Annotated in this window: 11 protein-coding genes; 6 read left to right on the forward strand and 5 right to left on the reverse strand. The window is 31.5% G+C overall.

Annotated features, from left to right (window positions below):
* Positions 1-139 precede the first annotated feature (139 nt).
* Positions 140-589 (reverse strand): hypothetical protein, encoded by a 450-nt coding sequence (locus tag RR643_RS10220; protein WP_332483151.1) that lies wholly within the window; start codon positions 587-589, stop codon positions 140-142.
* 141 nt (positions 590-730) lie between these two features.
* Between RR643_RS10220 and trhA the strand changes: the two genes are divergently transcribed.
* From trhA to RR643_RS10245, 5 genes are read left to right on the forward strand one after another with little or no spacing between them, the layout of a single operon-like run.
* Entirely contained in the window at positions 731-1,381 is a 651-nt protein-coding gene (gene trhA / locus RR643_RS10225) for a PAQR family membrane homeostasis protein TrhA (protein ID WP_332468890.1), read from the forward strand.
* Between the two features lie 12 nt (positions 1,382-1,393).
* Positions 1,394-2,227: a DegV family protein gene (locus RR643_RS10230; protein ID WP_332483152.1), complete on the forward strand. Its 834-nt coding sequence runs from the start codon at positions 1,394-1,396 to the stop codon at positions 2,225-2,227.
* A 40-nt stretch (positions 2,228-2,267) separates the two neighbouring features.
* Positions 2,268-2,684, forward strand: coding sequence for a hypothetical protein (locus RR643_RS10235; RefSeq protein WP_332483153.1), 417 nt, complete (start codon positions 2,268-2,270; stop codon positions 2,682-2,684).
* A gap of 9 nt (positions 2,685-2,693) precedes the next feature.
* A complete protein-coding gene (locus RR643_RS10240; protein WP_332472658.1) occupies positions 2,694-3,638 on the forward strand; it encodes a TIGR01212 family radical SAM protein in 945 nt (314 codons plus the stop codon).
* Positions 3,626-4,153, forward strand: coding sequence for a tRNA (mnm(5)s(2)U34)-methyltransferase (locus tag RR643_RS10245; RefSeq protein ID WP_332468894.1), 528 nt, complete (start codon positions 3,626-3,628; stop codon positions 4,151-4,153). Before RR643_RS10240 ends, RR643_RS10245 begins: the two co-directional genes overlap by 13 nt.
* Positions 4,154-4,317: 164 nt before the next feature.
* Here the strand turns inward: RR643_RS10245 and RR643_RS10250 are convergent, their stop codons facing one another.
* Positions 4,318-5,085, reverse strand: a complete 768-nt coding sequence (locus RR643_RS10250; protein WP_332468895.1) for an HAD-IIA family hydrolase — start codon at positions 5,083-5,085, stop codon at positions 4,318-4,320.
* Between the two features lie 80 nt (positions 5,086-5,165).
* Between RR643_RS10250 and RR643_RS10255 the strand changes: the two genes are divergently transcribed.
* Positions 5,166-6,053, forward strand: coding sequence for a metallophosphoesterase (locus tag RR643_RS10255; protein WP_332468896.1), 888 nt, complete (start codon positions 5,166-5,168; stop codon positions 6,051-6,053).
* A gap of 29 nt (positions 6,054-6,082) precedes the next feature.
* Here the strand turns inward: RR643_RS10255 and RR643_RS10260 are convergent, their stop codons facing one another.
* From RR643_RS10260 to RR643_RS10270, 3 genes are read right to left on the reverse strand one after another with little or no spacing between them, the layout of a single operon-like run.
* Complete coding sequence (locus tag RR643_RS10260; RefSeq protein WP_332483154.1) at positions 6,083-7,453, reverse strand: hypothetical protein; 1,371 nt, start codon at positions 7,451-7,453, stop codon at positions 6,083-6,085.
* On the reverse strand, positions 7,446-8,324 hold the full coding sequence (locus tag RR643_RS10265) for an ABC transporter ATP-binding protein (RefSeq protein ID WP_332483155.1): 879 nt from the start codon (positions 8,322-8,324) through the stop codon (positions 7,446-7,448). Before RR643_RS10265 ends, RR643_RS10260 begins: the two co-directional genes overlap by 8 nt.
* A 3-nt stretch (positions 8,325-8,327) precedes the next feature.
* On the reverse strand, positions 8,328-8,684 hold the full coding sequence (locus tag RR643_RS10270) for a GntR family transcriptional regulator (protein WP_332468899.1): 357 nt from the start codon (positions 8,682-8,684) through the stop codon (positions 8,328-8,330).
* Positions 8,685-9,115: the final 431 nt, after the last annotated feature.

The following is a 9,115-nucleotide window of genomic DNA, read 5'->3' on the forward strand; positions in this document are numbered from 1 at the left end:
CAAGTATTTTTTTCATATTTCTCCTCCAGTAATTAAATTACTACTTTCACTATAATGAAAAATGATACTTTGTTTCTCACAAAACACTTACAACTTTCTAAAGAATTATGAAAGAAAAAAACATTGGCTAACCAATGTCTTATTTTATCTCACAAGCAATACCTACTTTTTTGTAAATTTCTTCAAACTTATCTAATGTGAATTTACCATCCGTTTTTAAATCATCTGTAAATCCAAGTTGTGGTAATACTTCTACACTTACCTTGGTTAAATCATAAACCCCTGTAATTACCGCTTGTCCATCTTCAATAACATAATTGAAGTCAATTCCTTCAAAATCTTCAAATGCTGTTTTTTGTTGTAACAATGATGATTCTAGTATTAATTCATCTTCAGGTGTTGGTAATATTATTGTTGTTGTAACAGTTGAGGATACAATCTCGTTTCCTTTGGTAGTGAAAGTTGTAACTGATGAATTTCCTTCACCCTCTTGTGTACATGTCATCATTGATGAATCCTCTTTTTTAGGTGCAGATGAACATCCTGATATTAACACCAACGCGAGTAAACTTAAGACTAACTTTTTCATAAAATCTCCTTTTACAGTTCTTCGTTCATTTTAACAGTTTCAAATAAATTGTAAAGTTGTATCACTCCTCTTGAATTTTTAAATAAAAATGATAAAATAAAAACATCTAGTTATCATAACTAGGTGCAGGAGGATTACCCTATGTACAATTATTTTAAGAAAGCACAAGATTCTATGAGTAGTTATACTCACTTTATTGGTGCAGTTTTAGGTGTTGTCTATTTAGTGGTTTTACAAATTATATCATACTCTAATCAAAAAGACATTACCGTACATGTCATATCACTTATTTTTAGTTTATCTGTCATTGCATTATACAGTTCTTCAAGTTATTATCATTATATTCCAAATGATTCTAAGAAGAAAACTTTATATCGTAAATTAGACCATTCAATGATCTATGTGCTAATCGCAGGTACATATACACCGATTGCAATTGCATATCTAGATAAACCTGCTGGTTTAATCTTCACCTTAGCAATTTGGGGTATTGCATTGTTTGGAATTATTACCAAAATCATCTGGTTGAATGCACCTCGATTACTCTATACCCTTCTTTATTTAATTATGGGTTGGGCTGTTGTATTCTATTGGCAAGGCTTTGCATCAATGCCGATTAATTGTTTAATTCTTATCGCATTAGGTGGACTTTCTTATACAATAGGTGCTATTATTTATATACTGAAAAAGCCAAATATAAATGATTTATGGGGTTTCCATGAATTGTTCCATCTCTTTATACTTTTGGGAACATTCTTTCATTTTGTGGCGATTGCAATGTTCATTGCGTAGAAAGGCCGAACTATGATACATTTAATTACTGATACATCATGTTTATACACACCTAGCGAAGCTATCCAATTAGGATTTACAGTTAATCCTTTAATTGTTACTATTGCGGGAAAATCGTACCATGAGTTTGTAGAAATTAATGCAACTGAATTTCTACAATTAATTAACGCAGGAGATTTCCCTACATCATCACAACCTACTATTGGCGAAATATTAACATCTGTTGATTTACATCGTAATGATGAAATTATCTTACTTTGTATGGCTGATGGTTTGTCAGGAACATATCAAACTGCATGTGCTGCAGTTCAAGAATTAGATCATGCATCAAATATTCATGTAATCAATTCTAAAACATTATGTGGTCCACATCGCTACTTAGTTGATCTTATACTTCAACTCATTAAAGAAGATAAGCCAATCCAAGAAATTCTTGATATCATTCAACCAAAGATTGATTCATCACAATCTTTCTTGATGCCTCAAGATTTCGATTACTTAAAACGTGGTGGACGTTGTACTCCATTAACTGCTAAAATTGGCGGTTTATTAAAATTAAAACCTGTTGTCAGACAAACACCTGATGGTTGTCGACTAGATAAGTTTGTTACTGCTCGATCATTTGATTTGGCTATCAAAAAAATTATAGCTGCATTGGAAGAAGCTAATTTCAAAACTCCACGTTTCTACATATCACACGCTTTCGCAGAAAGCCAAGCAAAACAAATTATGGACATCATTAAAAGCAAATTTCCAACAAGCGTTGTTGAAATATTAGAATTATCTTGTGCCTTTATAACACAAGGTGGACCTTATTGTATCGCCATACAAGCAATCGAAGAATAGAAATAATCTCTATTCTTTTTTCTATCATAGGAGATGGTCAATGAAAAAAATAATATGTATTGGTTTAACTTTACTATTGATAGGTTGTTCCAATGACAACAAACTGATTATTGATAAATTAAAAAAACAAGAATTCACTTGCGAGAAGAATGTTTGTTACCTTGATTCATGGGTAACCGGAGTATATGATTCTTTTGACTTTAATAATGACATTACATGGACTACTATGATTGCACAATGTGATACGCTTGACTTTAGTGGTGCCACATTTATAATTAACTTTTCTAAAGAAACTCTAACAATTAATGAAAATGAAGATATTTACAATTGCACTTTTGATCCTAAAACACGAAAAATTAAAGAGTGTTCTCAAAATTATGAAAATGCACAACTCGTTTTAGATACCCTTTTTACGAATCTGGAACAATTTAGTTTAACATATCAAGAATTAAAATAAGGAGCGACTATGAATTCATTTCTTTTTTCAGATGACAACAAAAGATATCACACATGGAACTATTACCTTCGTCACAAATTTAATTCAAAGGTTGTAAAAGTCGCATTGAATGCTGGTTTTACTTGCCCGAATCGTGATGGTAAAAAAGGTTTTGGTGGATGTACTTTTTGTAATGATGTAGGAAGTGGTAATTTCACGCAACCATCCAGCATGGATTTACTTGATCAATACCATGCAGGACGAGAAGTCATGGAGAAGAAATGGCCAAATAGTTTAACCATTCCCTATTTTCAATCCTACACCAATACATATGGTTCATTGAAACGTATAAAAGAATGCTTACAACCCTTTCTTACTTTAGATGAAGTTGTAGCAATCGCGATTGGAACACGTGCTGATTGCCTTGAACAAGAGAAACTAGATTATCTAAATGAATGTTGTAAAACAAAAGAAATTTGGATAGAAATTGGATTACAAAGTAAATATGATTCAACTGCAAAAGCAATTAACCGTGGTCATAACTTTGATGAATTTGTTGATTGCATCAATAGAATTAAAAAAACAAACTGTAAAGTTTGCGTACACTTAATCAATGGGTTACCTGGCGAGACTAAAGAAATGATGATTGAAACCGCTAAAGCATGTAATGCATTGGATATTGACGCAGTTAAGATTCATATGCTTCATATTACTAAGAATACACAACTTTTTCGTTCGTATGAAAAATTACCTTTTCATATCTTAACACGTGATGAATATGTAGATATAGTGTGTGATCAACTTAAGGAACTAAAACCAACTATTATTATCCAACGACTCACTGGTGATGCCATCAAAGAAGAATTAATAGAACCAGCATGGACTCTTAAGAAAACCATTGTACTTAATGAAATTGATAAAAAGATGGCTAGAGAGAATATTACTCAAGGAATGAATACGACATGGAAAATATAAATACTACTTGCCATCGACTCTTAAAAGAAGTATTAACTACAGATATGACTGCGATTGATGCAACATGTGGTAATGGAAACGATACTTACTTCCTATGTAAGCATTGTCACCATGTTTATGCCTATGATATTCAAGAAGCAGCAATTAAAAACACTCAAGAACGATGCAAAGACTTTTCCAACTTGACACTTTATCACACTAGTCACGAAGATATAATTAAACTCAATTGTACCATCGATGTAGTCCTCTTCAATTTTGGATATTTACCAAAAAGTAATTCTACAATTATTACTCAACCTACCTCTTCAATAAAGGCACTTGATGCTTGTGATCATTTACTAAAAGAAAATGGTTTGATGATGTTGGCATGTTACATTGGTCATCCAGGTGGTATAGAAGAACATCATGCGATTCATAATTGGATTGTTCAACATGATTATATAGTTGATACTTATCAAAATAATTATGAAAATGCACCTATTTTATATTATTGTAAGAAAAGAAAAAGAACCTAAACGGTTCTATTTCTTTTTTTATATATAAGGGGATAGAATGTATGTACAATAATCATTAAGGGGATTTTTGAATACTGTACATTTCAAGAGTGTTCCTCTTGATGACTATACTATACACAATATCTATCGTTGTAATTTGTTAAAAATATGGAAAATTATGTGATTTAGTCAATTAATCCAGTTAGGTTCGCAATAATGTAGGTTGGTTTGATATCCAAACGATAACAATCTTCCATGTTATGAACTCCCGTTGTAACAAATACAGTTTCTATACCTGCATTATTACCACATAAAATATCAGTTTCAAGATTATCACCTACAATAACTGCATTCTCCTTGGCAACTTTTGCATAACGTAAAGCGCCTTCAATAATTGCATTATGTGGTTTTCCAACCTTTATGGACTCACTATTGGTTGCATATTCAAACATCGCTACTACGCTTCCATTACCAATATTAACACCCTTTTCTGATAAAAGAAGACGATCATTATTTGTACCAACTAATTTACAACCATCCTTAACTAAACGTACTGCATAAGAATAATCTTGATAAGTAGCTTGACGATCTAATCCAATAAACAAGAAATCTGCTTTATCTGGATTAATATGAAAACCATTTGATAACAAGGCTTGTTTCAACCCCTCCTCCCCAATGTAATAAGCTTCTTTCTTTGTTGGATATTCTCTTGCTACCCTTTCAGCTGCTGCCATTGCAGAAGTATAGAAATGATGAGGTTTAATATCTGTAAAGCCCATCTTTAACATATGATTACACGCTTGCTCTTGAGTCCTTGATGAATTATTTGTTAAGAAATAAAATTCAATATTATTATCCAATAAATAATTAATCCAACGTATAGCACCATCAATAACTTTTGTACCCCAGTACATTGTTCCATCCAAATCAATAAAATAACATTTTTTATCCATATTATCATCCTCACCTGTCCACAAATAGTATATAATAGAGACAGTCTTTTTTAAAGGACAGTTTAAGAATTGAGGTTACAATGAAAGTTTGGCAAAAAATTTTACTAATACTTACTATTTTAGTATTTTTAATAGGTGGACTTTATTACGATGCATTTTATGTAGCACCTAGTCGTTTTATTGTGCGTTATGAAACAATAACTTCTAAAAAAATACCGGATCAACTCAACGATGTGAATGTACTCTTCTTCTCTGATGTTCATTATAATTCATTCATGGATGCAGAACGATTTGATCAAGTGGTACAACTAATCAATGATACTTCTGCAGATATTGTCATATTCGTAGGTGATTTAATTGATCATCCATCAAATAACATACCATCAGAAGAAGTAATTTCAAAAATTACAGAACAGTTAAAATCAATTTCTGCACCACTAGGAAAGTTTGCGGTTTTAGGCAATCATGACCTAGAGTCAAGTACATCTAAAGACTTAGTAACAAGTATCTTACATAACGCAGATTTTGAATTACTGACTAACCGTTCAATACTAATAAGAAACAAGGGATCTGAAGCTATATCGCTAATTGGCATCGATTCTCAACTACTTGGTAATCCTGACTTAACAACAGCATTTGCGTCTGTTTCTCCAAATATATTTAATATCGTTATTTCTCATACACCTGATATCGCTGATTCATTGACACCCGACTTAGTCGATCTACAAATATCAGGACATAGTCATGGTGGACAAGTCTACTTTCCGATAGTTGGATCACTTTACACTGCACCTAATGCAGAAATCTACAATAAAGGTAAATACAATATTAATGATCAATTCACACTCGATGTTATGAATGGCGTCGGGACTACAAGAATGGATGTTCGGTTTCTATCTGATGCAGAAGTCGTTGTTTATCGACTAAAGAAAACTATAGAATCTACCCCTACACCCGTTACTGAATAGTTAAACAAAAGATGAGCAATGCTCATCTTTTAACGTGGTTCAACAACAATTGTTTTTTCATATTCCTTTTCCACAAGTAGCTCTCTAATTTCTTGATAACGCTCATCACTTAGATAAATATTAAAGTATGATGATGGATCCTCTGCATAACCCACCTGCAGCAAATTCACCTCATCCTCTGAATAAGCGAAATTTTTGTTACCTGTTGCATAATAATCATTCAATGTGGTTTCAACTTCATCTTTGATGATCATCATTAGTTTTTCATCACTTGTCGTTACTTGCCATGTTTCATAAGAAGAGGAATTGTCAATTTTTTGTTGCATATAGAAATTCCTAAAATCTCTTCGTAATACTAACCATTCCTCTAATCCAAACGCTTCAGTTTTCATAAATACAAAGCGAAATCCACTTAAACCTAGAAATAGTGCTACAAAGACAAGGAAAGCATTCTTTGTAAAAACTAACTTCCTTTGATAAATACTCAAACCAACAATATAGAGAACAACAACGAAAATGAATAAAATATGATTTTCAAAAACATTAGCTGCTACAAGCACCATCATGAACAGGATTGTTAGCCAAATCACTGGTACTTTCGTTATCCACCAAACTGTTGATTTCTGATTTGCTAATTCTGTACCATGTGTTTGAATTCTTTTTAACATTAATCGATATAGAATTATGGCGATAAGTATCCACATTATAAATGTAATTACTAATAATAGGGTTTGTGTAACCTCTATTACTTGATCACCATAGAGAAAAAAGTAAGTACATTTCGATATGAATTCCTTTGGAAATCCTATTGGCGAAAGTACAAGTCTCGGTACATAGTTAAACAAATTTCCTATCGTATATGTAGTCATCCCAAGTGAATATTGTAACGTATTCAATGTGTAAATTGGTAAAGCCAAATAAGCAATCATACTGATTACAGAATCAAATAAATTGTTGCAACTTTCTATGATAAAAGCACATATCGTTTGAAGCACAACATTTAACAAGATTAGCATCAAAACTGTAACTGCAACAAGAATTATACCTTTTATCAAATACTCATTTTTCAAATCTCCATATAAATATGACGGAATTAATCCAATGAATAAGACAATGATCATCCAACAACTAACTAATGTACAAGAGAAAATGAATCTTGTTTTCCATAACTCTTTCTTCGTAATTGGAAATGCATTGTATGTACTTACTTCCTCTTTTCGATGGATGTAAGATAAGTAATAAATTGAAGATAAAACTGAAATGACAACTACAGTATCAGTAACAAATAATATTTTACTCCTTAAGTCAGGAAGAATACTAATCATTAATCCAAAAAACATTGCAATTAAGAAGACAAATTTATTTGATATACACAAATATTTAAAGTATTTCTTATTCATTTTGATTTCCTCCTTCATCTACGAGTAAATAATATTCTTCAAATGTAATTGGAAGACATTCGTAGAATTGAGGTTGTATCTTCTCCATAATATCAAACATTATATCTTTGTTTATATTACAAATAAGAATATGTACTTTTCCGGAAGTTTTTCTATGTACAATTTTATCATCCCCAATAAGCTCTATTAATCTACTTATATCATCACTGATAACTTGTACTTTTGAATAATTTTGCTTTAAGTCTTGAACATTACCTTGCGTATAAATCGTTTTATTTAAAAAGATAAACTCATCACATATATCCTCAAGTTCACGTAAAGCATGTGAAGAAACAAGTACTGACATTTTTGTTTCATCCATATCTTCAATAATACAACGTTTAAACACTTGTCTAACTTTTGGATCTAATCCGTCGAATACCTCATCAATCAGTAATAATTCAGGTTCTACTGCTAATGCAAAACAAACACACGCTAATCGCGTCATCCCTTTTGAAAATTCATTTATTTTTTTATGAATATCCAAATTAAATATATCTACATACTTTTTATATCGAATTGAATTGAAATGATAAAATGTAGCATATAATTCTTCCATTGATTTCATTGTTGCATTAAACGGAAACCAGTTAGCATCTGAAACCAAGAATATTTTTGATTTTATCTTATTATTTTCAACTATCTTTTCATTAGCAAACAAGATTTCACCACTGAAGTCATAAACACCTTGTATACATTTTAAAAGTGTTGTTTTGCCTGCTCCATTAGAACCAACTAATCCAACTACACGAGATTTTGGAATTTCGAAACTGCAATCATCCAGTACCAAATCACTTCCAAATGATTTAGATAAATGTTTAACTTGTAACATAACTTAGTCCCCTTCCATTTCATCAATCATCTTTTTCAAATCTTCCTTGCTTAGTCCTTGAGATAAACATAATGTTGTTACTTTTGTAAATTCTAATTCAAGTTTATTTGTGTCTTGTTCATTTGGTGTGCCACATACAAATACACCTTTCTTTTGATATGTAAAAACATATCCTTGGTCTTCTAGAATTTGATATGCTTTTACGACTGTATTTGGTGTAATACCCAATTCTTGCGCAAGTACACGTACTGATGGTAGTTTATCTTTTGGATTAAGAACACCTAACTCTATAAACCGAATAATTTGAGTCACAATTTGTTCAAATATAGGTTCATTTCCTTTTAAAGTTATTAAGAACATTACACACCTCCATCTGTATCACGTGTATCATCTGTATCAACTGTATCACTTAGATTTCCATTTTGTCAACAGAAAATTGATTTGTATCACAAATCATTCAAAGACTCTTTATATATTTCCTACTCTCTGATAGACTTTGTGTCCAACAAACTCAGTATTCTTCTATGCTACGAGGTAGTTATTGACGAGTGTTGAATTCATTAGCGTAGTTTTTAGATTCCTACTTCAAGTTCATCAAAGTCCAAATCCATCATCTAACAGTGGTGGTGTTCAAAGCTTTATCGAAGATTTGCTACATCTTTTTCCATGAAGACACAAAGTATTAATACTCTCTTGGTATTTTTCTTGGTTTTCTTTTGATCGCAGAGAACTCTCCCAAGAAAATTGATTTGTTACACAAATCATTTAAAGAACCTTTATGAAGTTCCCAA

This window comes from Anaerorhabdus sp. (assembly GCF_036637135.1).
In the GTDB taxonomy this organism is placed as follows: Bacteria; Bacillota_I; Bacilli_A; order Erysipelotrichales; family Erysipelotrichaceae; genus Anaerorhabdus.